We start from the raw sequence: 25838 nt of genomic DNA on the forward strand, positions 1-25838 counted from the left end.
ATAACCTCCTGTTCATACATTCCCGGTTGCTTTTTCCTGAAAAATGCCTGACAGCAATTTCAGTGCCTGTTCCGATGTCATTTTAGTCTCTTTTTCTTTTGCCAGTACGGTCCGGGTTTCAGCCGCCTGAGCAGATTCCTTAACCGGCTGCCCTTTTACAGCATCTTTAAGCCAATATGATTTGCCTTCAAAATGATACATTGGCAGCGGCACTCTCCTTACCATTCCTTTTTCAAATAGCTGTTCCCAGTCCAAATCTATGCCGGTCATGTACAATTCCGCCAGGGTCATTAGTCTCGTATGATACTCCGCATCAGATTTGACGGTATTATAATTCACCTGCTCCATAATACTGGTTCCAAACTCTTTTAACATGGTCAGAAACTGCACGGATTTGTAGTAGCTGTCTGACGGTTCCTGCTGATTACCAATCGTCAGCTGTTCAAGCTGGCGGATCAGATCCTGCTTATCTTTCACAATCAAAGCCTTTCTGACATCAAAATGCTGACGGCCAGTGAAGAGAGTATAGGATATATCAGATAGTCGGGTATCAGCCTGGTCCTGTTTGATCCACTGCACAAAATCTATACAAAAACCAGCCAGTGACTGCTGTGTTTTCGCTGATAACGGAATCAAATAATACGGCTGCTGATTTTCCGTTTCCCTCTGGCCTGTAAAATTCTTTTCCGCTGATTCAAGCACCATATGAGCGTTTGTCCCGCTGAATCCGAATGAGCTGACACAGGCTCTCAGCGGTGTGCGGCCATCTCCCCACGTTTTTAACTTGTCATTGATATAAAATGGACTATTGTCAACATCGATTAAGTGATTAGGTGTTTTAAAATTGAGCAGAGGAGGTATTTTTTTATTCATCATTGACAGAATCACTTTAACCACTCCGGCTGCCCCGGATGCTGCTGACGTATGTCCTATGTTTGTTTTAACCGAACCCAGTGCACAGAAATTCTGTTGATCTGTAAACGTCCGGAAGGCTTCGCTTAAAGCTTCAAATTCAATCGGATCACCAAGGCTGGTTCCGGTACCGTGAGCTTCGGCATAAGTAATTGTTGCAGGATCAATATTGCCCTTTCTGTAAACATCAATTAACAGCTCCCGCTGCGCTGCGCCACTGGGTGCAGTGATCCCATTGGTACGGCCATCCTGGTTGATTGCCGAACTTTTAATTGCTGCATAGATATAATCACCATCGTTTACTGCATCCTGATAGCGTTTAAGAATCAGCACCACACAGCCTTCCGATGGTACAAACCCGTTTGCTGCCTCATCAAAGCTGCGGCAGACTCCATCCGGTGAAATCATCTGGGCAGCGTCCAGCTGGTTATAAATATTGCTGTTCAAATACAGACTGATACCCCCGGTGATCATCATATCGGTTTCTTTATTAAGCAGTGACTGCGAAGCCAGGTGGAGTGCCACCAATGAAGAAGAACAGGCCGTATCTATGGATACGACAGGCCCCTTTAAGTTGAGAAAAAAGGCTGCTCTCGCCGACAATAGGGAAGAGGCATTAAACATATATCTGGAATTGTATTCATTGATGCTTCCTGCTCCCAGATAAATACCACACCTTTTCTGACTTAAGGATTCAGGGGGATAGCCGGCATTTTCCAGGGCCCTCCAGACTTCCTGCAGCACGATCCGGTGCTGGGGATCCATCTGCGCTGCTTCCCACGGAGATATTCCAAAAAATTCCGGTTCAAACTTATCCACATCGTTTAAGAACCCGCCATGACGGCTCCTCTTTTGCTGCCTTCCACTTTCCGCTTGTGATTCCTCAGGTTCAATGACCCACCGGTTTTCCGGTATCTCAGTGATGGTAGTGCCCCCTTTTTCAATCAGCTTCCAAAACTCCCAGATATCATTTACGCCAGGCAGCCGCACTGATATACCAACCACTGCTACATCACCGGTTTCAGCTACCTGCTGATCGTCAGTTTTCTGCAGTTTCGGTTTTTCAATAATACCGGCTGATGATACCGGCGCTTTTGTTTTAAATGCCAGAGTCTGTGCCTGACGAACCGGTACGATGTCCGGTGTTTTCGGCCTGCATTCAGGCTCGTTTACCGGCGGCTCAGTTTTCTGAATCATACCGGCCAGAAAATCGGAGAATTCAGATATAGTTGTGAACTCATATAGTTTCGTTGCCTTCACTGACAGTTTTAACTGCTTATTTATTATGCTGACCAGCTCAACTCCCAAAATCGAATCTAATCCCAGATCAATAAACTGTGTATCCTCATCAATCTCATCTGATTCCAGATAGAGCACCTCTGCAACAGCCTTTTTTAGCGTTGTAATCAGGTCATTCCGAATTGTTTGCTGCTCCGTTTTATAATATGTATCCAAAATTTTCACCTCGATATCTGTATTTGATTGTTCCGTTGTGCCAAATAGTTGTTTAAGCGGAAACTTTTTTGTGTTCAAAGAGGGAAATGGCAGTGATATTTTCATGGGTGTCCCGGCACCATATAACGCAGGCCAGGATATCTCTGCTCCTGCCACCCACAGTTTTGCGATCTTTTGCAGGTCCGGTGACACGTGCTCTTGATCACCGTTTTGGTCCTCAGGATAGCTGACTGGTTTGCGCAGGCGGCTTTGTTTGACAAACCCATGGTATACCTCCGGCGCCTGTTCCCCTTCCCTGCTGATATTGTCCAAATGCTCTAACAGCACGTCGGCAGAATCTACCACGAAAGCACATCGGCAGTTTAAGCTGCTGCGCCCTGTCTGCAATGTATACGCAATTTCCGCCAGGCTGGGCGGTTCATCCGACATTCGGATGCTGCTGGCAAGCCTGGCAGCATAATTCTTTAATTCATTCTGGTCATAAGCTGAAAGAATAATTAATGATTTGCTGTCACCGATTACATTGCCGGTATTTTCAATCCTTTCATATTCTTCCAGAACAATGTGTACGTTAGTCCCTCCGGCTCCAAAGGAACTAATCCCTGCCCGGCGGGGAATGGGAGCCATTTTATTCTTCCAGAAAGCACTCTCTTTTTGAATGTAAAAAGGCGTTTCTGCAAAAGCGATATTTGGATTTAAAACTTCCGAATGCAGAGATGGAACCAGCATCCGGTGCTTCATCTGAAGCAGTACTTTGGTAATTCCTGCAATTCCTGCTGCTGCTTCAAGATGTCCGATATTTGACTTTAGTGAACCCACGGAGCAGAATTGCCGTTCTCTGGTATATTGCCTGAATACCCGTGTCAGACCTTCAATTTCAATGGGATCGCCCAGTTCAGTGCCGGTCCCGTGAGCTTCGATATAGCTGATTGTTGAAGGATCAATCCGGGCGTTTTCACAGGCATGCAAAATCACTTCTGCCTGACTGGCCGGACTTGGGACTGTAAGTCCGTTTGTGCTGCCGCCGTGATTAAGGCTGCTGCCTTTAATTACTCCATAAATATGATCATGATCCTTTATTGCCTGGGACAACGGCTTTAATAATATGGCACCAGCCCCTTCTCCCGGCACAAACCCATCTCCTCCAGATCCGAAGCTATTGCATCGTCCGGTTTTTGACAGCATTCCGGAGGTACTCATCTGCAGATATTTCGCCGGACTCAGGTAAAGATTGACTCCTCCTGCCACTGCCATTGAACATTCTCCCCTGTGTATACTCTGGCACGCAAGATGAATTGCAGTTAAAGAAGAAGAGCATGCCGTATCGACAGTCAGGCTGGGACCGGTAAACCGGAACAAAAATGAAACCCGGTTTGGAATCGACCAAAAATTCGCATTCGGGTAAATACTTTTATCCTGCTGTCTGGCAATTCCTAAATATGGTAATGTATTAGTTGTAACTCCGGCAAAAACTCCTACATCAAAGGGACCCTTCCGATCTGCGAAAGTGCCGCCATAACCTGAATCCTGCAGCGTTTCCCAGACAACTTGTAAAAACAGCCGTTCCTGAGGATCTATCAGCTGGGCCTCGCGGGGAGATATTTTAAAAAACTGACAGTCAAAAGAATCAATATCACTTAAAAATCCGCCCCAATGACAATCCAGACTTCCGTTTTGCTGCTTATCGGTCCAATCCCATCGCTGCCTGGGAATTTCATCAATACAGTCTTTGCCCTGCTTAAGATTTTCCCAGAATTCATCAAGCGTTTCTGCCATCGGATAAACTCCGCCCATACCAATAACGGCAATATCGTTGTTTTCCTGCGCCGTAACCGATTCCCGGACGGTCTGCTTTTCATCTGAATGACCTCCAGCCCTGGCCTGACCGTTTTCGTGTTCTAAGTATTGTGACAGCTTTGCAATGTTGTCATATTCAAATAACAACGTTTTTGCCACATTGGGAAATCTCTTTTCGATCCGGCTGTTAAATTTATTAACAACAATTGAATCTACTCCATACTCTTCAAACGAAATCTCAGGATCCAGCTGATCTGCTTCAATATCCAGCAAATCTGAAAACATCTCAGTGAGCCAGACGCTTATCGGTCTTTCATCAGCTTGACGCTGCTGTACTGATTGATTGCGGTTTTTATTCCCCATACTTTGTTCAATCAGCTCGCTGACACCATACAGCGGGATGATATGAGAAGCGGGATGGGTCAGAATGAAATAAAACAATTCCAGCCCTTTTTCAGCAGTCAGCGGGATCAGTCCGGCAGCTTCACAAATTTGCTCGGCCTGGTTCGTCATGATCTGCATTCCGGCTGATAACCAATAAGGCCAGCTAATAGAAACCCATTTTATATTCTGGCCTGCCTGGTACAAAGAAAAAGCGTCCATAAAGGCATTCGCATAAGCGTAGTCACCCTGGCCGATATTGCCTGTTACGGCGGCCATTGAAGAAAAGGTTACGACAAAATCAACTTGCCGGCCAGATATGCTTTTTTGCAGATTTAAAACCCCACTGATTTTAGGTGACAATACCTCATCAATCTGAGGCTCTTCTTTTTTTACCAGAAACTGATCCCGTATGGATCCTGCCAAATGGAATATACCAGTTATTTTGCCAAAGCGGTCGATTATTTTTTGCACTAACGTTTCTACCTGTCCATAATCAGACAGATCACAGTTATAATAATCAATGATTGCACCAGTTACAGCATTTTCCCTGATTTGGGATATATTCTCTTTAACCGCTGTTTTCCTTCCGGCAATGACCAGATTTATCTGATATCTGCTAACCAGATCCTTTGCAATAATCTGCCCCAGCCCCCCACTTCCTCCGGTTATTAAATAAGTTCCCCCTGGCACTATTACCAGCGGCTGTTGATCATACTGTCCCGCCGGCAGTGGGCAATATTCTTTTACTTCTCTCTGATGATTTAAATATCTCACTTCACGATCGGTCTGATCCACTTCATCTAAAAGTAACTGACAGGCTGGTTCATCGAGCTCTGAAATTCCTGCTGTAACAAACTGCAGCTTAGGATATTCCAGTGCTGCTGTCTTTAAGAATGCTCCCACAGCCTGTCCAAGGCAGCACTCGGGACTGTCGTCCCATTGATAGGCATAAATCAGTTTGATTGTGCCTGACTGATACCGGGTCATGAGATTTCGGCACATATACAATAATGGTCTCAGCCGCTGGCTTGAATCTTCTGCTCCGGGCATCCTGGCCAAATCACATAAATAGATGACCTGCTCCGGAAGAGACCCCTTCAGTTCCAATTGATCAAACAGGCAGTTCCAGTCTGTCTCCGTATGATGATCAATCAGGTAGTTCCCAGGACTGTATTCATTGAACTTCTGTCCGGCTGCCGCATGTATGATCCTGGCATCTGGATTGCGTTTGTGAATCAGGTCTGAAATCTTTAAACAATCCTCATCCGAACCTGTCACCAGAGTACATCCGGGTTCATAATATTGATCCGGCATTTCCTGAATTTTAGTCTGCTTCCAGACCGGGTAATAATAGTGTGCATGATTGAGAACTGCCTCGCTGATACTTTTGGCAGGCACCCCAGCATTTAATCTTTTTTCTAACCAATACCTTATAGGAGAAAAAGGATAGGTCGGCAGATGAATTTTTTTTCTGCCGGAAGCTGCAGGCATCTTACTCCACGGGATATCAAAACCATCAATCCACAATCTTGCAATTTCCATTGGTTTCATTTCCCCCAGCCGGCTGCTGTTTATTGTCTTTTTAACACTTTCACAGCTGTCTTTGAAAAGGCTGGCACCATCTGGTTTTCCCTCATTGCAGAAATAATCAAGTTTCATCATTAATTGATCGAAATCATTAACCACACAGGCAAACCGGGAAGCCATTGCCTCTCTGCCGGTTTGTAATGTAAAGATCATATCGTCAAAACGTATCCCGCTGCTCTGATTGCTGATACAGTCCCGGATTGCAGCCGCATATTGTATCACACGATCCTTATTTTTTGCGGACAATACAAATAACTGCGGCTCATTTGAAGCATCTGACTGCTGCTTTACCGTATCTTCATCGTATTCTTCTAAAATCAGATGCGCATTGGTACCTCCAAATCCAAAAGAACTGATTCCCGCTCTTCTTTTCGTCAGGTTTTCCGGAATGATCCAGGGCTGCTTTGTTTTGACAAAGTAAAACGGGCTGTCCTCACTCTGTACATAGGGATTTATCGTATGCAGCTGCGGATTAGGCGGCAGGGTTTTGTGCTTCATGGACAGCAGAACTTTGATCACACCCGCCACACCCGCAGCGGACTCCAGATGCCCAATCGATGCTTTAACCGAACCGATACCGATATAAGGAACCGGGGGCGTATTGGTGTTAAATTCACGGCATAATTCTGAACATGCCATTTTAACCCCCTCTATTTCAATGGGATCGCCCAGTTTTGTACCGGTTCCGTGTGCCTCGAGATAGCTGATAGAAGCAGGTGTTATACCGGCCTCCCGATAAGTGCGGACTAAAAGCTCCGCCTGGGAATTCGCACTGGGGGCAGTGAGCGACGTAGTTCTGCCGCTGTGTCCCACACCGCAGCCAAGAATTACGCCATAAATCTGGTCGCCGTCTCTCTCAGCCTGCTCCAGACTTTTTAAAATCAGGACTCCGCAGCCTTCCCCCCTTACGTAACCATCCGCTGCCTGATCAAAAGGCCTGCAGCGACCCTGTGGAGAAAGCATTCCGGCATCTGATACGGAAACAAAGTAAGAACGGCTGGAAAGAAGATTGACTCCACCGGCAATTGCCAGTTCACAGCGTCCTTCCCGAATCGCCCTGACTGCATGGTCTATTGCTACCAAAGAACTGGAACATGCCGTATTTAATGCTTCACTGGGACCATGCAGGTTTAACAGGTAAGAAACACGGTTCGCCAGAATTGAATGCTCTTTGCCTGTTACAACGTAAGCATCCATACCAGTCTGTGCATCCAGGACTACATCATAGTAATCCGAATTTGCAACACCTGCGTAGACACCGGTCTGTGTTCCCGAAAGATCGCAGGCCCTGTATCCGGCATCTTCAATTGCAGCCCACACAGTTTCCAGAAAGATCCGCTGCTGCGGATCCATAAATTTTGCTTCTTTGTTGGAGATACCAAAAAAAGGTGCATCAAAATGGTCGATATGAGTCAGATAACCGCCCTTTGCAGCACAAATGTCATTAAGGCTTTTATCGGCTTCCTGTTGATAACCAAAGTCTTTTAACCGTCCGGCAGGCAATTCGGTAATGCAGTCAACTCCTTCAGAAATATTCTCCCAGAATTCATCTACTGTACTTGATCCCGGAAACACTCCAGCCATGCCCACCACCGCAATCTTTTGAATGTTCTGATTATGGGGCTGCGTTTGATGAGAACCGGTAAAGGCATCTTCAGGCTGGCGGTCACTTGGCACCGGGGCCGGTTCAGAACAGATACTCTTGTTCTGATACCATTGCTGCAGCTCATCAGAATATTTTTTTAACAGATAGGCGGCAGCATCTTCAGGGCTGTTGAATTCAAAAAATGCGGAGGGCAGAACATCAAGCTTAAAGCGCTCGTGAATCTCATCTGAAAATTCCATAAATAACAGTGAATTCATGCCAATCTGGTCAAAATAGTCAGATGGCTTTAACTTACCTTCCGGCAGCTGCAATAATCTGGCAATCATTTGATAAAACTCCATTTGGAATTGAGCCTGCCATTGGGTATCAGCAGTTCCGGTGCTGTTTTCAAAAACACTGAGCCGATCCTTAGATTTCTGTTTAACAGCATGTTCCAGCCAGTTCAGGAGTTTATCTTTGTAACCAAATAAAAATCCGATATAGTGTTCATTACTTACAACCGCATGTTCTAACATGCTAAGGCAAAGTTCGTTTTCTGCCGGAAGCAGTCCCCCATCCCGGGCCAGCCATTTAATTGCCGTTTCCGGCATCGCCATCCCTCCGTCTTTCCAGTAAGGTGAGCCTAACGCAATCGTTTTACCGCTTCTTTTACCAGCCGCCCGCAGACGTTCGCGGACTACTGCAAATTCATCAAGAAAGCGGTTTGCAAAGGCGTAACTGGTCTGTCCGGCATTTCCGGAAATGGCTGAGACAGAGGAATACATCAAAAAGAAGTCTAAATCCATCTCCTGTGACATCAGATCCAGATTGATGGTACCTTGAATTTTAGGATCAATCACTTCCGCACAGCTGGCTGTCTCCATATAAATTAACTGCTGATCGGATAAATTCCCGGCACAGTTTAAAATGCCGTTTATTTGAAACCCATTCTGATTTATGATATCCTTTATTTTCTCCATATCGGCAGCACTGGCTAAATTGCCCTGAATATAGATGTCTCTGCCTCCATACTGACCAAGCCGGGCTAAAAACTGCTGCTGTTCCGGTCCCTCGGGGCTGCGTCCGATCAAAATCAGACTGGCCTGATAATTCCGGGCCAGATAGGTTGCAACTGTCTTTCCTACACCACCCATGCCGCCTGCAATGAGATAAGTGCCATTGATCCGGAAACCGCCGGTTTGTACCAGTTCATTTTCTTTAAAGTTCTCAACCGGCTCAGTCAGATTGGCAAAACGCAGCTCATTTTCATACTTAATTTCACAATAATCCATCAGCGGCAGCTCATTTAACAGGATTTCTTCCAGTTTGCCACGGCTGACCTGCCGGCTGATTTTAACTGATTTAAAATAGAAATTGCTTTTCTCCCATTCCACACTTCGGGCAAACCCATTTAATGCTGAGACTGCCGCCTCCTCCAGCATTGCACTAAAGATGAGACTTTCTTCCAGCGGACACAGTATGATATTGGTGATAGTTTTTATCGGCCTGTTTAAAAGTAATTCCCGCGTTACGGAAAAAACAGTCCGGGCAAAGATGATTGGCCATTGAAAGTTGAGCTCCTGAGGTTCTTTCGGCGGCGCAATGAAATCATAGATCACAACATCGGGCAGAGCTGTTTCCTGTACTTTGAGATCCTTTAAATCCGCAATGATATCCACCGTCTTCCACCTTCTGCTTCCGTTATCAAAAAAACCAGAAGCATGCCAGAATTCCGGTCTCGAACTAACCATCAGAAGAGACTGCTGCGCTTCAGTATCAGACGGACTTTCTGTCTCCACATCGAGTTTCGCCTGTTTCCATTTTCTCGTACAGCTAATTACTCCGGCAGACTCTGGAGAGACCTTCATGGAGCTGGTATTATCAGAAAAATTTAAAGACCTGGCACAATATTCATCGATTTCAGCCAAAATGAAACCATCCGGGTCGGTGATAACGATATCACAAACAAAATAATCCTGTCCGTTACCAGGACGATCATCACAAAGTCTTGCATAGACATAGCACTCGCTTGAAAAAGACTGATAAACTCTTATTTCACGCACAGTAAATGGCAGATAAGGGGCCTTTGCTGACCAGGTCCTGCCGTCAATCAGACCGAAAGCTGTCTGCAGTGCTCCATCCATAATTGAAGGATGCAGCAGATAATCATCAAAAGTATCCCTAATTTTTTCAGGGAGACGGATTAAAGATAACGCTTCCGCCCCTTTATGCCACATCCGTTCCACTGGACGCATACCGCCAAAATATCCGGTACCGTCAATTTCAAATGCATTATAAAATACCTCTTTATTAACCTGGTCAAACCCACTGCCGGTCATTCTGTCCAGATCAGACTTTCGGTTTACAGCCGGCTGATTCAACGTCTCTGCAGATAAAATTCCCTGACAGCAGAGAAGATTCTGAGACAGGTGCTGATCCTTTAAGATCTTATAAGTTATCTGACCGCTTTGCTCTTTGAGCACAGTCCGAATCTTAAATGACTGATCTGAGCTGCTTAACATCTGGGACCAGATGATATTGCGAATCACATTATATTTTTTACCATAAGCAGTTTTCGCCGTCTGCAGCGCAGTCTCAATATACATAACTCCCGGCAGCACCTTATGATTATGAATAATATGTCCGGTCAAATAGAATTCCTCACCAGTAAAAGAACGGTCGGCAATTACCTCAGCCTGCTGTGGCAGCCAATGCCTGATTTTTTTAAATGGATATGCTGGCAGGGATATTTTTTTTGCCGCTAAACCCTGATGAAGCTCGTTCCATGAAACCTGGTTTCCCTCCAGCCATCTGGCAGCATATTGCTGCAGCTTTATCTTCCACTCCGAATCCGGTTCATTAAATGGTTCATTTTCCTTTGTTTTATTATCATAGAATCCGCAGCAATCCTCACCAGAAGAAAGTTTTTTCAAAGCAGCCAGCAATTCCTCCTGACTTCCGGCAATAAAGGCAACTTTCTTTTCCATTGTTTTACGTCCTGTCTGCAAAGTGTATGCAATGTTTTCTAATGTGAATTCCGTTAAAGCTCCGGCATCTTGCTGTTTATCCTGAAATCTTCGGTTGAGATATGAATAAATCTGTTTCACAGATTCAATCAGCCTTTCTTTGTCTTTTGCTGAAATAACAAACAACTGTGGCTTCTCCCCAGAGAGATACCCGGTATCCATGACCTCAGGAATGTAATCTTCTAAAATCAGGTGGACATTGGTTCCGCCAAAACCAAATGAACTGACTCCTGATCGCCTCGGTATATTATCTTTATGCGGCCATAATCTTGGCTGATCTACGATATAAAAAGGAGAACCTTCTAAATGAATATGGGAATTCAGCTGTTTAAAATGAATACTGGCAGGAATTACTTCATGCTTCATCGACAGAAGTACCTTAATTACACCGGCTGCTCCGGAAGCAGCTTCCAAATGACCAATATTTGTTTTTACCGAGCCGATGCCGCACCACGGTGTTTTAACAGCAGGTTGTGCCGCATCCGCTGTCAGGGCACGAAAGCTTTCTTTCAGTCCATTAATTTCGATAGGGTCTCCTAACCTGGTCCCGGTACCATGGGCCTCCAGATAATCGATGGAATTTACTGATATCTGTGATAATGTATAGGCATCTTTAATTAACTGTGCCTGTGCGGTGGGATTTGGGGCCGTTAACGATTGTGCACGGCCGCCATGGTTTTCCGCCACACTTTTAATGACTCCATATATCTGATCCCGATCCTGTACCGCCCGCGACAGCGGCTTTAACAACAGCACCCCCACTCCTTCGCTTCTTACATATCCATCTGCCTGCTGGTCGAAGGTACTGCATTTTCCGCTGCTGCTTAACATTCCGGTTTTTTCAAATATCTGGTGGAATTTCGGTGTAAGAATAATATTAATACCACCTGCGATAGCCAGTTCAGATTCTCCGCTTTCAATGCTCGCTGCCGCATGTTTGATAGCTGCCAGTGAACTGGAACATGCGGTGTCAATCACTTCACTGGGTCCATGTAAGTCCAGCACATAAGAAATCCGGTTAGCAAGGATAGAATTATTAACTCCGCCGGCCATAAAAGGATCAGCCTCTATCTTTGACTGAATTATCAGCTCATCGTAATCTTTTAATGATGCACCGATAAATACTCCGGTTTTGCTGCCGGCCAGATCATCAGGATTACATCCTGCATCTTCTAAAGTGCTCCAAACCGTTTCAAGTAAAATTCGCTGCTGCGGATCCATATAAGCAGCCTCCCGCGGTGAAACACCAAAAAACTCCGCATCAAACTTATCTACATCGGTTAAGAAACCACCCCATTGGGGACGATATTGATTTAAGCGTTCTGCTGGAACTGCAGTGATCATACTATCTCCGTTTTTCAGATGATTCCAAAATTCTTCCGGGTTTTTTGAGCCTGGAAAAATACAGCCGATGCCGATGACTGCGGCATAATTTTTTTTGGATTCTGCCATTGGACCCGCTGTTACAAAATCGTCATACCCGGAATAACTATCAGGTTCCGGCTGGGACTGGCAGCTTTCGTGGTCCTCATAAAATGAGATCAGATTCTGGCTGTGCTCATCCCATAAAAACATTGACAATTGCTTTAAGTTTTTATATTCATAGAAATCAGCCGGTGACAGGTCAATATGATATTTTTTATTGAGGCAGTCGGCCAACTGTGTAAATGTAATTGAATCAAATCCAAACTGACTGAAATTAATCTGCTCATCAATCTGCTCCGAAGGAAGCTTAAGAATTGTACTGATCATTGCACTGATGTCATTAATCAGGCACATTTGTATATCGCTGCTGCCGGAACCTGAGGAAACTGACTCTTCTTTGAGCGGTGAATTTCCTGTCAGATACATTTGAAGCAGCGAGGCATCTGCGATAAACAGACCTATGTTAGCTTTATCCGACGTCAGAGCATACTCGAACAGACTGAAACCAGTCTGATTTGACATACCTGAAAAACCATACTGTTTTTTTAATCTGTTCACTGAAGCATCATTAAGCCCCATTCCGCCGTCTTCCCACCACGGCCAGTTTATTGATATGGTATTCCCATAACGTTCACCATTACGGCATAACTGCTCCCGATACAAGGCGAAATCATCCAAAAATCGATTGGCATAGGAATAATCACATTGGCCCAGGTGCCCTGCCAGTGATGAAGTTGAAGAAAAAAGAACAAAAAAGTCCAGTTCTTCTTTGCTGAGTGCCTGATCCAGACAGATGGTTCCCATTATCTTAGGTCCAATAACAGATTTAAAATCATCCAGCCGTTTGTTAATCAACAAAGCATCTTTGATTATTCCGGCGGCATGGATCACCCCGTTTATTTTTTGATACCGTTGTTTTACATCGGCAATCAGCCTGGCCGTCTCTGTTGGTGATGATATATCGGCGGATATGTATACTGCCTCGGAACCCAGAGCTTTTAACTTAACAATTCTCTCGCGTATACTATCGCTGAATGCCGTCCTTCCGGTGAGAATAATGGTAGTCGGCTGCTTTTTAGCAAAATACTCGGCAAACAGCCATCCCAGTCTGCCGCTGCCGCCGGTAATGAGAACGACCATTCGGTCATCAGAACCATGGATCTTTTTTACTTCTGTCAAAGGGATAAATGGCTGGAGCAGAATCTCTTTTTGGTATCGCACCCCTTTTTTATAAAAAACCTCAGACAGATTCAATTCAGGTACCCCAGTTAATTCCGCTGACAGAATTGCCAGACGTTTTTGCTGATCTTCGTACTGCAATCCGCAGTCAATGGTTTTAAAAGACATCCGGTTCTGCTCTCTGAGAATGGTTTTGAGCATTCCGGCAACAGCTGAATACTGTGGCTGGCTGCCATCTTCTTCACTGCCATAAAAATAGAGAAACCGAACATCTTTTGGCTCCCTTTTGATGGATAACTTCTGGCATAGTGATAATACTGAATAGACACTAAACGAAAGCTGATCACCTAACAGCTCAGATGCCAGACGATGATATTTGCCTGACCAGAAGTGGAGTACCACTTCCGGTTCAAAATCCTGCATCTCCATGGCATTGACCAGCAAATCATAATCTGTCGGATGATCAGGATTAATCTGATAACAGCAGCTGTCTTTTTCTGAAAACTGAGATCCCGGCAGCACCAGAACAATATTAAGATTACGATATTTATTTTTTAATAGTGCGGTAAATGTTTCATCCAGATCAAAAACCAGATAGTTTTTTGATTCCGGCACTGTTTGTGCACACGGCAGTTCTTTTTGCTTTAATATCGTGCTGACCAGCATTTTATCAGAATGGTCTGATGATTTTTGCTGATATAATTCCCGGGGATAATATTCTCTGATTGAGACCAGCTTCCGGCCTGATTCATCCACCAGCTCTAAGTCGTATTTTTCCAGATCCTGACCGTCAGCCGATCTTGTTGCAATTACATAGCATCGACTGGGCAATGGCCTGAAAACAGATACCTGCCTTACGGTATAAGGAACCCTTGGATATTTTCTGATTCCGTTTACCTTAGCATCCCACACCGTCACAGCCTGCAGTGCTCCGTCTAAAAGTGCCGGCTGAAGCAGTATATCCTTTTGAACTGCCGTATTTAAGCATAGTGCAGCCATGACCTGCTGACTGTTATAGGAAAGTTGTTCAATCACCTGGTATGATGCCCCATATTCATAACCGGAAGTGCTCAGAATGCGGTAACACTCATCTTTTAAAACAACTCCGGTATGATTCTGGCGCAAACCGGATATGTCCCGTGCTGCAGTGACCGGAACCGCTTCCCCAGTCCAGCTGATCTTACATTTTACATATTCCGTATGATCCTGCGGATCAAAAAGCAGACTTTCCAGCAGATGATCATTTTCCCCTTTCGGAGTCAGCTTTAAATAAACATCCCTTTTATCACTGACAATAAGTGGATGGATCCAGACAATATTATGGTACTCAATTTGTGGCTGCAATTTCACCGAAGTCATTAGGGCCGCTCTGATAAATTCAAAAAATGACATTCCAGGTAAGATTGTACTTCCATCGATGATATGATCTCTGAAAAATTCTTCATCCGGATATAAGGATTTTTTAAAGCAAAGACCGCTGATTGGTGAAATATTTACATCCAGCATGGGATGAATCACACTGGCTTCAGGAATTGCTGTTGAAATCCAATATCGTGATCCGGTGAACTCATATCCCGGCAACGATATTTTCTGATCATGCCAGTCCGGATAAAGAAAGGCCCAGTCAATTTTTGCTCCATTTACCCACAGCGATCCCAGGGCTTCCAGGTTTTTTTCCGCCATCATATTTTGTATAAACCGCTCATCCGGCTGGCTTGTCTCTTTATTGCCGTCAACTGTAAATACCCCAGATATTCCTGTCACTCCATTCAGCACACAAGTCAGCTTACTGATCAGTTCTGCAGTCGATTTAGCCACAACTGCCAGCCGCTTCTGCAGCGCAGTCCGGCCAATCTGCAAGGTATAGGCAATCTGACCAGGATCAGCAGGATGTGCATCAATCCACTTAATAAATCTCCGCAGATACCGCTCTAATTTACATTTCTCTGTGGAAGAAAAAATAAACAGGTAATTGGTCTGGATATTTTCATCTTTCACATCTGTGTTACCGGTATATTCCTCCAGGATAAAATGAGCGTTAACTCCGCCGGCTCCAAAGGAACTGACTGCGGCACGCCGGGGCAGAGATAACCGGCCACCATCATCCGCCGGTAAACGATTCCATTCTTTTAGCTGCTGCTGTACAACGAATGGAGTATCCTTAAATGAAATATAAGGATTAAGCACCTTAGAATTTAATGAAGGCACCAGATATCCATATTTCATCTGAAGCACCACTTTAATGATTGAGGCTGCCGCCGCACAGGATTCCAAATGACCGATATTTGCTTTTAAAGAACCAATCGCACATTCCTGCTGGCGATTCTTCCACGCATTGTTATTGGCACTAAAACCATCGGTCAGACCCTGAATTTCGATAGGATCGCCCAGCGCGGTGCCGGTTCCATGCGTTTCTACATAAGTGATACTGCGGGAATCTATATGGCTTTTTTCCAGCACTTCTGAAATCAGCTGACCCTGATAGACAGGATTCGGAACCGTAAATCCATTGGTTTTTCCACCTGAATTGATGCCTGATCCTTTGATCACGGCATAAATGTGGTCCTTGTCTGCCATTGCCCTCTGATAAGTTTTTAACAATATAACAGCTGCGCCTTCTCCGTAGACAGTTCCTTTTGCACCATCTCCGAAAGGCCGGCAGCATCCGTCCGGGGACAGTACCTGCATCTGTGAGTACTGGATATACCTTCCAGGATGCAGAAACAGATTAATTCCCCCGGCTACTGCAGCAGTTGTTTCTCCGCTGATCAGACTCTTACAAGCCAGATGAATTGCTGTACCAGATGAGGAACAGGCGGTGTCAACGGCTATACTGGGACCGTGAAAATCAAAAAAGTAAGAAATCCGGTTCGGTACCTGGTAATGGTCAGCATTCCGGTACCCCTCCCCTCCCTGCAGAATATTCTGATCTGTCAGGCTGGCGTAATCACTGGCGATCATTCCAAGAAAAACTCCGGTATTGCGGTCCGCATTCTGTGGAGTATAGCCGGCATCCTCCAATAATCCCCACACCAATTCCAGCATTATACGCTGCTGTGGGTCCATCGTTTCGGCTTCTTTAGGAGAAATCTGAAAAAAAGAGGCCTCAAACCGGTCTACTTCTTTAAAAAAACCTCCCCATTTTGAATAGGTCTTACCAACTCCGCCCCGGGAATCAAAATAGCGCTCTAAATTCCAGCGCTGGGGAGATATTTCATCTATTGAACAGATCCCCTTTTCCAGATTACTCCAGAATGTATCTAAGTCATCGGCTCCTGGAAATCTTCCGTTTATTCCAACGATTGCAATGTCAGTATCGGCATAATCGTCTATGCAGTCGGGTTCAGTCCTCATTTGTGCTGCGGGTAAAACGACCGTATCAATTGATTTTATATAGGTTTCAATTTCTTTTATTGTACGAAATTCAAATAATATAGTCGGCCTGATATTTGGATATGTCTGATGCAGAATCGAGGTTATTTCAACAATCTTCAAGGAATCCGCCTGCAGATATTGATTAATTTCTGCATTTTCATCTAATTGTTTTATGGAATATCCTAAAGCTTTTGAAAAAGCTGCTTTAATGCAGTCCTGGTAATCAGCTGACTGTACCGCAGATCCAACCGCCTGCGTCATTTCCATTGTCTGGTTGGTGCGCAGCCGTGACTTTTCAATTTCCCGGGAAATTTTCTCAGCCGTACACAAACGCAGGAACAGTTGTTCCAGCATCTGTTCTCTGCTGTTTAAGTGATCTGCAGTAATAACAGCAGATTTAACAGCAGGCTTTACTTCGGAATGGACCATTTCCTGTTCCTGATAATGATCACATAATGTCAAAAGCTGTCCGGGCGAAAAACGATATCCACCATCAGTCCGGTAACTGCTCCCTATTTTTTCCAAAAAGTCATGTGCAGGGGCATTTTTTCCACTATCTGAGAAATGGATAAAAACTGACTCTGATTGCAGTTGGACCGCCAGCCCGGCGATCTGTTTCATAATCTGATTCTCAATTCCCCGCCCCATCGCCCGGCAGCTCAGCAGGAAATCTATCACTTCAAAGTCCGGCAATGTCCTGACCGCTGCAAAACCGATCAGCCCATAATCGCCAAAGCGGTCTGAAGCACTGACACAAAATGTGGCAGCCTGTTCGTCAGTCATCAGGGCGGTCAATTGTTCTATTGAATAGCGATTGGTATTGAAATTAAATTGATTGGTTCTCATGCATAGCTGGTGTATGCGGGGTCTGTTAGTTTCAGCCAAAGGCTCAGTCTTTACCTGTAAATTAAGCCCTTCTAAAAACTCCTGAAAACTGTAACTGGTTTTTCTAAGCTTCTCCCGTTGTGCGTTATCCTGATAGAATTGCTGTCTGATCTGATCCCCTTCGGTTACTTCAAAATGATCCAGATACCAGTTATGGGCGAAAAATGATACCGCATCCACGAGCGGGTCCCAGACTTCCGTCAATACTTCCGGACAGCTGGTTTTTACCTCGGCACATTCTAATGGACTGTCATCAAGAAACAGGAAGGAATCCAGACCTAAGTTTAATCGTCTGCTTAAAGCTGTTATATTTTCAGACTTTGGATTCCAATTGATCTCATAATCAGTAATATCTGATCTCTTTAAAAGCATATCCGGCCTGTTATCAAAGACTTTCCACACATCTTCCTCATTATTTTTACTGCACAATACCACCAGAAAACCCAATTCAATTTGTTTCTTTAAATATTCCTGAAGCTGCTTTGCGGCTCCGGTGACGTTTACATGTTCTGCCCCGTCTTCACTGCAGATCCCGTTCCATAGAGTATTGTCGCAGTCAACGGCAATTACTTTAAGCGGTTTGATGCAGGCCGAATAAATTCGTCTGAAAATCAGCGTAGCAAGGAAATGATAATAAGAAAAAGTGTAAGGAATATGTCCTATCTCATTGCTGACCGGATCAAAAACATTGGTAATCTGGTAATCTTCGTGATAATCCCGGGCATTGATTAAGGACACTGTTTTTAACTGCTTCACTGCATTTACAATCATTTCTTCCGCCTGCCGGCACAATTCTTTTTCTGAAGCAGACGGACAAAGTACTAAAAATGTATTAATCGGGCAATTGTCATGATAGGTATTCAGCGCTCTGATAAAATCATTGATTTTTTCCAGATTGTCGGTGCCGTTTACCCATTCATCCAGTTTAATGAGTATAACATTCGTGCCGTCCTGATTTAACAAAAGCGGCCCTTCTCTGTTCAGGAGATCCTGAAAAACCTGATTATATCCACAGCATTTTGCCTGCACAGCAAAATCCAGTTTTACTTTCCAGAAATTTAATCCTTCCAAAACAGGTTCTGTGGTAAAATTTCCGGATATCTGGATTGTTCTTGCCCCGGCTGTCTCCACGGACTGTTTTTTTTCTGCATAAACATTAACAATATTTGTGGATTTTAGATCTTCTTCCTGTACCATCGTTACCTGAAATCCGTGTTGAGTCAGTAAATCGTTAATAAAATCAGCTTCTTTTGAATCGTGAAGCTCCATAACCAGCTGTTTGATTTTCTCCCAGTCAGGATCTTCAATTCCTTTTAATATATCGATTTCACATTTTTCAGCATCGATCTTTAACAGATCGATCTGAACTATCCCCTGTTCCTTTATAACTCTGGATAAAGTCTTTAGTTCACAATATTCCTCTGTTTTTTGTTCCAGCTTTTTAGCGGCAATCGTATCAACCATCTGTTTTTCGAATTCAGACTCAGCATTTTTAAACTGCTCCGATCCTGAAGCACCTGATTTCAACGTCTTCAGATCTTCATCTAAATCAGCTTTAAATCCTGATAAGATTGAATAGTCGGGATAAAAAGTAAAAACGGCCTTTCTATTTTCATCAGAAAGGCCATAGGGAAGTATGGTTATGTTGTTTTGGTATTCACCAGTATTAAATGCTATTTTTTCACATAGTTGTTTTGATGGCTCAAATGCATATATACTCACATCAGGGTTATTTTTTAAAACAAAAAGGGAGAACAGACCGATATTTGCTCCGACATCAAAAATACAATCACCTGGCTTAATCGAAATACCATGCTGTAAATATACATTATTCTGGTATAACTCATGATACAAAAAGTCAGTTTCATATTTATTATTGCACTGAATGACGGTACCGTCTGGAAGTGTATACAGAGCTTCACAGTCCTCCGGTTTTGTGCCGATTCCATTGTTATTCAATATATCCATCCTTTCTGCTGCCTGTCAGTTTAATGATAAACCATTCATTAACGTGAGATTTTTTTACGCAGCCGGTTCATTTCGGCGATAACAGGATCAAATTTTCCATTGACATAGGCCTCTTTTAACTGATATCTCTGAACCTTTCCGCTGACCGTCCGTTGAATCTCATCAACTGGAATAATCTGAGCTACGCCCACTCCGGCATTGTCAACAATATGGCTGGCCAGCCGGTCAGCCATGGGGATAAACCCTTGCAGTCCGCCGGCATATTTAACAAAACAGAGAATTTCCTCTTTTTGCAGCTCTTGATTAAAAGCTCCGCAAACAACAATATTGGAATCCTCTTTTTCCAGACCAGCGCACAGATTTTCGATATCATGAGGAAAATATGAGTTACCGTTAATAAAAATTACATCTTTTTTCCTCCCCGTAATAACTAATGCCCCATTGTTAAAAAAACCCAGATCACCGGTTTTCAACCACCCATCTGCAGTGAATGTCTCGTTTGTCATGTCCGGCCTTTGATAATATCCGGAAGTTACATTGTCTCCGCTGATCTCAATATGACCGATAATTCCTTCCGGAATCATATTGCCCTGATCATCGGTAATTCTAACAGAGCAATGAGTCATCGGAAAACCGGCTTCCATAAATGCAACTGCACAATCGTCATCCGGTGATATCGGACGAACGCGCTGACCGACATTAATCAGCCGGCGATCAATATAAACCGGACGATACCTTTTGCCCAGCTCATGAAAAGATACGATGGAACTGGATTCGGTTAGTCCATATATGGGGTATATCGCAGTATCTGCCAAACCATATGTTCTCATCTTTTCAGTAAATTCATCGCAGACTGCTACCGAAATAGGCTCAGAACCATTTAGCAATGCTTTTACGGATGACAGGTCAATATCATTAAGCTCCCTGGAATTAAGCGCTCTTAAAATATATTGAATACTAAAATTCGGGGAACCGATAAAATTTGGTCTGTATTCGGTTATTTTTTTCAGCCAGAAGACAGGATTTCTGATGAATAGTTCCGGAACCATCATATAACTATTGCAATCACCATAGACTGCATTTAAGTGCAGAACAACTAATCCCATAACGTGAGCCAGCGTCTGCCAATTTAAAAACCCCTGATTGTTTTGTTCTACCTTTAATGCCTCCGTCATATCACAGATATCTGTAAGCAGATTTTTATGAGTCAGAACGACACCCTTGGGATCTCCGGTTGAGCCGGATGAAAATTGGATCAGAGCAATGTCCTGTTCCTTTGCATGATGTACCTTCCCGTTCACGCCGCTGTTGCAGACAGACTCCTTTAAAATCATTCCGGCAGCAAGGTCTGGTAAAGGCTGTTTACATTCTTCCATTTCTTTTTGCAGCCGTTTCGCATCCCTTTGACAAGTCAGGATATGGGGTTCTTCCAGAGTCTCATAGACACTGCTGACTTTTGCCAGGTCCCGCTTAGTGTTCCCCATCCTGAGCGGTATCAGAATATAACCGCCTAAAACACAGGCCCAAAAGGAGATAATAAAATCCAGGTTATTGCTGAATTGAAAAATCATTACACACCCCGGCTTTAAAGAGAGCGCCTGCAATCCGCCAAGTAATATCAAAGCCTTCTCATAAACTTCTCCATAAGTCATTTTTATATCTTGTCTGTCTTCAATAAAGACAATACCCTTTTCTGAATGACGTCTGCCGGTAAATAAATCCGTAAGGGTTTTAAACGATACACTCTGGCCTGACAAATTCATATTATTCCTCCTTCTGCCATGGGAATTTCTCATATGTTACGTAGTTATAAATATTTTCAATCACGCGCGGCTCTGACGAAAGGCGGTCTGTCTCCGCAGAAGCTCTCTCTTCCATCTGCTGGGTGATAATCCAGATACTTTTAAAATAACGCTTAATATCATCAATTGTTTGTTCTTCCAGCCTCGACAGTCTGCGTAAATATAATCTCAGAGTCTCCTCAGGAGTTTCGCTGACCACATCTGCCAGGTGAAGCTGTCTGGCCTCTTCTGCATACACTGGCATGGTCGTGAGCGTCATCCGATAGGCACTCTGAAAACCGATCCGTCGTATCAGATAAGGCAGTACCACGGAAGGCAGCAGTCCCCAGATTGCTTCTGATAAACTGAATTGTGCCCTTGATGTAGCAATGACTAAATCACTTGCAGCCGCGAAGCCCACACCGCCTGCCATAACTTTGCCGTCCACGATGGAGACGATTATTTTGGGAATTGCAGCGAGGCGCCGGAGGGTTTTCATATAAGTCTGGGAGCCGGATTCTGTTTGTTTCCTTACCGCTTCATCAAAATCCATTCCGGTGCAGAACACTCCGTTCTGTCCTTTCAAAACCACTACCTTACATCTCGGTTTTGCCTGGGCCATGTCCAGCGCCATATTTAACTCCTGCAGCAACGCCATATTAATGCTGTTTTGATGTTCCACCCTGTTAAACGTAATCACAAATGTATCTTCTTTTTCTTCTATATATAATGTTGTAAAGCCCACGATCTTTCCCCCCCTTCTGATCAGCTCCAGGTGTATTCCCGATGATAGTCTTTAACCCTGCTGAGTCTTAACAAGCCGCGCCCTTTCATAGAATGCTCGTAAATGGGATAAAACTCTTCCAGATCAATTTCTTTATTTTCAATGCCGAACATCCATTCCATATTCAGATCAATAATGCGGTCATATTCAGCAAAATTTAAATGGTATCTTCTTTTTAACTGTTCATCAATTTTCATACTTTTTAATGTCTGCGCGGACTGTTCTGAAATAAGTCCGCTGTAAAATTCCGAAGAACAGCCGGATCCATAGCTGAAAATACCAATCCGTTTCCAGCCGGGTTCGCTGATTCTGCTGATCGCACCGCACAATGCGGCATAAACAGTAGCGGAATAGATATTCCCAATCTGAACACAGTATGTTAACGAAGGAGCTACCCGAATCTGGAAATCAGTTTCAATCTCTGGCATACTAATTCCTTTGATCTGACGCATCATTTTTCTGTGAGCACCTTTTACCATACCGGCAAATGGTGTATGGAATGCCAGATAATCAAAAGTAGAACGAAAATCTGCCCCTTCTACTTTTGTTGCATAGTGGCGGAAACTGTTTTCAAAACAGTCCAGATAAGACAACAGAGATAAATCTGCATCCCCAAGCTCCAGCTCAGGCAGAGGCCGGCAGGTATCCATTACTTCATAGCTATAATGTCCGGTTGCACCTAAATCCATCTCCATAACTTTTGGATTGCTGCTAACCAGCATAGCCACTGCACCTACCGCCTGAGTGGGTTCTGCATATGTTTTTTTTGCTGCCGCACGTGCCGTATCCGTGGCGATCACCAGCGCCCTGGTCCCCGGTGAGACATTAGATGCAACATAAGTGACTGCTGTCTGAAGTGCCGCGGTTCCTCCGAAACAGGCCTGTTTAACTTCAAATATCCGGCAGTTTCTGCTCAGACCCAGATAATCGTGAACATATGTACCAATTGCTTTACCAAAGTCAAGACCTGATTCGCTGGCCGTAATAAGCAGGGCAATGCTGTTTCGCTCCGCATCACTTAATTTGTCAATGATGGGTTTTGCTGCATTAACAGCGTTGGTAACAGGATCCTCACAGGGAAGCCCAACCGATTTTTTCTCCATCATTAAATTCTCAAACCGCTCCATATCGAGTCCCCGGTTTTTAAAAATCTGGTCCACATCGATATACGCCGGGCCTCCATAAATATTAATTTCCTCAATTCCTACATTCATAATTTTCCTCCTGTAAGATAATTATTCTGCAGCTGCATCACAAACCTGCAATTATTTAATAATTTTGGAATATACAAGAACAGCCTCACTTGGAAATCCCGAACTGTCCAGTTTGATCGTATAGTATGTTAACAGGGTATTCCTTAAATCTGCACCCAGATTGCTTAGCAATGCCTGAAAACGCATTGCCTGCTGCACTGTGGGTTGATAATGTCCTGAAAGGTTATCGATCTTTTTAATTTTCCCGCATCCATCCAGTTCCAGCTGACCCGCTGCTAAAACAGGCTGTCTATTGGCAAGAAAAAGATGTCTTTTTCCAACCCTTAAATCCCCGGTACTTGTGATAATAAAATCCAATTGTTCCAGTCCGTTGATGCCTTTTATTCTTCCATTTTCAAGATAGTAATCAATAATTTCACCATCCGCAGGCATAGGTGCATCAGGATATTTATTTTCAATCAGGTGATCAGCCTCACTCCGGCAGGAGCGATTATCATACACCCCACGTTGTATGGTAACAGCTTGTTTTGAAACTTCTGCTCTGGCAGGCAATGTTGCAGATGTAAACGCGATTACAAATCCCAAAATCCAGGCAAAGGCTTTTGAAACAAACCGTCTTGTTTGATTTTTGTTCACTGCATTTTCTTTTACCATTATAGTTCTCCTTCTCTCTTTAATTAATCATACGTTGGATCTGGTTTCTCAATAATCAGATCATTAATAATCAGTGCATCCAGCCCAGAGGTAAAAAATACACTCAAAACATCTTCAAGCGAGTGACTAATCGGCTTACCCATGACGTTAAAACTGGTGTTTAAGATTACCGGAACCCCTGTTAATTGGTAAAATGCTTCAATCAGGTTGTAGTATTTTTCATTCCATTCTTTTTTGACTGTCTGCAGCCTTCCCGACTGATTTACATGAACCACCCCCGGAACTTTCAAAGCAGCATCCTGGTGGTACTTTAAAGTCCGTTCCATGTAAGGAGATTCCTCATATCCGATAAAATACTCCCCAGCATACTGATGCAGCACCGATGGAGCAAAGGGCCTGAATTCTTCTCTGAATTTAACCCGCTGGTTGATTTTTTCCTGACAGTCAGCCCGGCGTGGATCAGCTAAAATCGACCGGTTGCCAAGTGCTCTCGGCCCGAACTCAGCACGACCCTGAATCCATCCGATTATTTTCCCCTGAGCTAAAAGCTCCGCTGCCTTTTTATGGATAGTTCCGGGATATTCTCTGGTATATTGATTAAGGCCGCCAAATTTCTTAAATTTTTCAATTGAACTGATGGATATCGCAGACCCCAGATAAGGGCTTTGAAAACTGTTTTCAGGCCTTTTATCAGGATGATCCTCATAAAACGCTAAAAGTGCCGCACCCAATGAATTGCCGTCATCCCCTGGGGCACTGAATATATATGACTTCCGGAAGGGAGTGTGTCTGGTTATTTCCCCATTTGCCCAGGAATTTAAAAAGCTGCCCCCACCAAGTATTACCTGATCGGAAGGAGCGGCCTTATATAAATTATTTAAATATTCAAACAGTACTTCACTGTAAACATATTGACCTGTATATGCAAGGTCAGCCATCTCAAGAGCACTTTGCCCGGGTTTCCGTTTCAGACTATACAGCTTTCTGAGCCGTTGATTATATTTAAGCGGACTGCAGGCGGTTATCGTTAATCCCTGTACCTCCATCATTGGTCTCATAATATCATAATAATGCTGGTTAAATTTACCATATGCCGCCAATCCCATTACTTTCCATTCCTCACCTCTAAAGTAACCAAATCCGCATACATCACAGATAATCATATAAAACGTGCCTAAACTTGCCGACAAAAAGCCTTGTCCATCCGCTTTTGTAAGGCTGTTGATCCGTCCGTTTTCATAACGGAAGCATTGCGAAGAACAGCCTTCTCCGTACCCGTCAACGATAGCACATACTCCTGAGGCAAAGGGGGCAGTAAAACACGCCGTTGCAGCATGAGTCAGATGGTGATCATAGCATCTGACTTCAAAGTCAGTATTGCCCCGCCATCGATCTAACTGACTCAATTCATAACGAAGAGTTATGTTTGCCAATTGAGCGGCATTAATCTGAGACCGAATCGCAAACTTTCTAAATGCAAGCTTATCAAAGATCAGTTCCAGGATTCGGCCATTTTCATCCCGCCAGGCATCCTCTTCCTGATTAACCAGTCTTGTGGCTTGTTCCCCCATTGCTCCGGCATAGGAACTCCAGGTATTGGCGACAATCAGTTCTGCGCCAGGTTCACAATACTTTTCCACTAATCTGCCGATATTAATGAATTGATCTGCCGGCGCATGAATTGCCCGTTTATTTTGTAAATATCTTTCCGTCGCTTCGGCAAAAACCACTTTGCCCTCTGAATTTACAATGGCCACAGAACTGTCATGAAACGTGTTTGCAATTCCAATATAATTCTTTTTCATTGATTCACTCCTTTTCTTATAG

6 protein-coding genes are annotated in these 25838 nt (G+C 44.0%); all 6 read right to left on the bottom strand.

The annotated features are described in order from the left end of the window. Positions 1–12 precede the first annotated feature (12 nt). From RZO55_RS24250 to RZO55_RS24275, 6 genes are read right to left on the bottom strand one after another with little or no spacing between them, the layout of a single operon-like run. Complete coding sequence (locus tag RZO55_RS24250) at positions 13–19578, bottom strand: SDR family NAD(P)-dependent oxidoreductase (protein WP_318066822.1); 19566 nt, start codon at positions 19576–19578, stop codon at positions 13–15. 38 nt (positions 19579–19616) lie between these two features. After that, entirely contained in the window at positions 19617–21341 is a 1725-nt protein-coding gene (locus RZO55_RS24255) for an AMP-binding protein (RefSeq protein WP_318066823.1), read from the bottom strand. Between the two features lies 1 nt (position 21342). After that, a complete protein-coding gene (locus tag RZO55_RS24260) occupies positions 21343–22104 on the bottom strand; it encodes an enoyl-CoA hydratase-related protein (RefSeq protein ID WP_318066824.1) in 762 nt (253 codons plus the stop codon). Between the two features lie 20 nt (positions 22105–22124). After that, entirely contained in the window at positions 22125–23357 is a 1233-nt protein-coding gene (locus tag RZO55_RS24265) for a hydroxymethylglutaryl-CoA synthase family protein (RefSeq protein WP_318066825.1), read from the bottom strand. A 51-nt stretch (positions 23358–23408) separates the two neighbouring features. Next, positions 23409–24011 carry a hypothetical protein gene (locus tag RZO55_RS24270; protein WP_318066826.1) on the bottom strand — a complete coding sequence of 201 codons (603 nt, stop codon included), beginning with the start codon at positions 24009–24011 and terminating at the stop codon, positions 23409–23411. 23 nt (positions 24012–24034) lie between these two features. Continuing rightward, the gene (locus RZO55_RS24275; RefSeq protein ID WP_318066827.1) at positions 24035–25816 is read right to left on the bottom strand and encodes a carbamoyltransferase family protein; all 1782 of its coding nucleotides are present in this window, start codon (positions 25814–25816) and stop codon (positions 24035–24037) included. Positions 25817–25838 lie beyond the last annotated feature (22 nt).

The sequence above is a fragment of the Clostridium boliviensis genome (genome assembly GCF_033342255.1).
Taxonomy (GTDB): Bacteria; Bacillota; Clostridia; order Lachnospirales; family Lachnospiraceae; genus Lacrimispora; species Lacrimispora boliviensis.

Coding starts and splice junctions, on each gene's coding strand:
- RZO55_RS24275 (WP_318066827.1), bottom strand. CDS start 25,816: ATGAAAAAGAATTATATTGGAATTGCAAACACGTTTCATGACAGTTCT.
- RZO55_RS24270 (WP_318066826.1), bottom strand. CDS start 24,011: ATGGTAAAAGAAAATGCAGTGAACAAAAATCAAACAAGACGGTTTGTT.
- RZO55_RS24265 (WP_318066825.1), bottom strand. CDS start 23,357: ATGAATGTAGGAATTGAGGAAATTAATATTTATGGAGGCCCGGCGTAT.
- RZO55_RS24250 (WP_318066822.1), bottom strand. CDS start 19,578: ATGGATATATTGAATAACAATGGAATCGGCACAAAACCGGAGGACTGT.
- RZO55_RS24255 (WP_318066823.1), bottom strand. CDS start 21,341: ATGAATTTGTCAGGCCAGAGTGTATCGTTTAAAACCCTTACGGATTTA.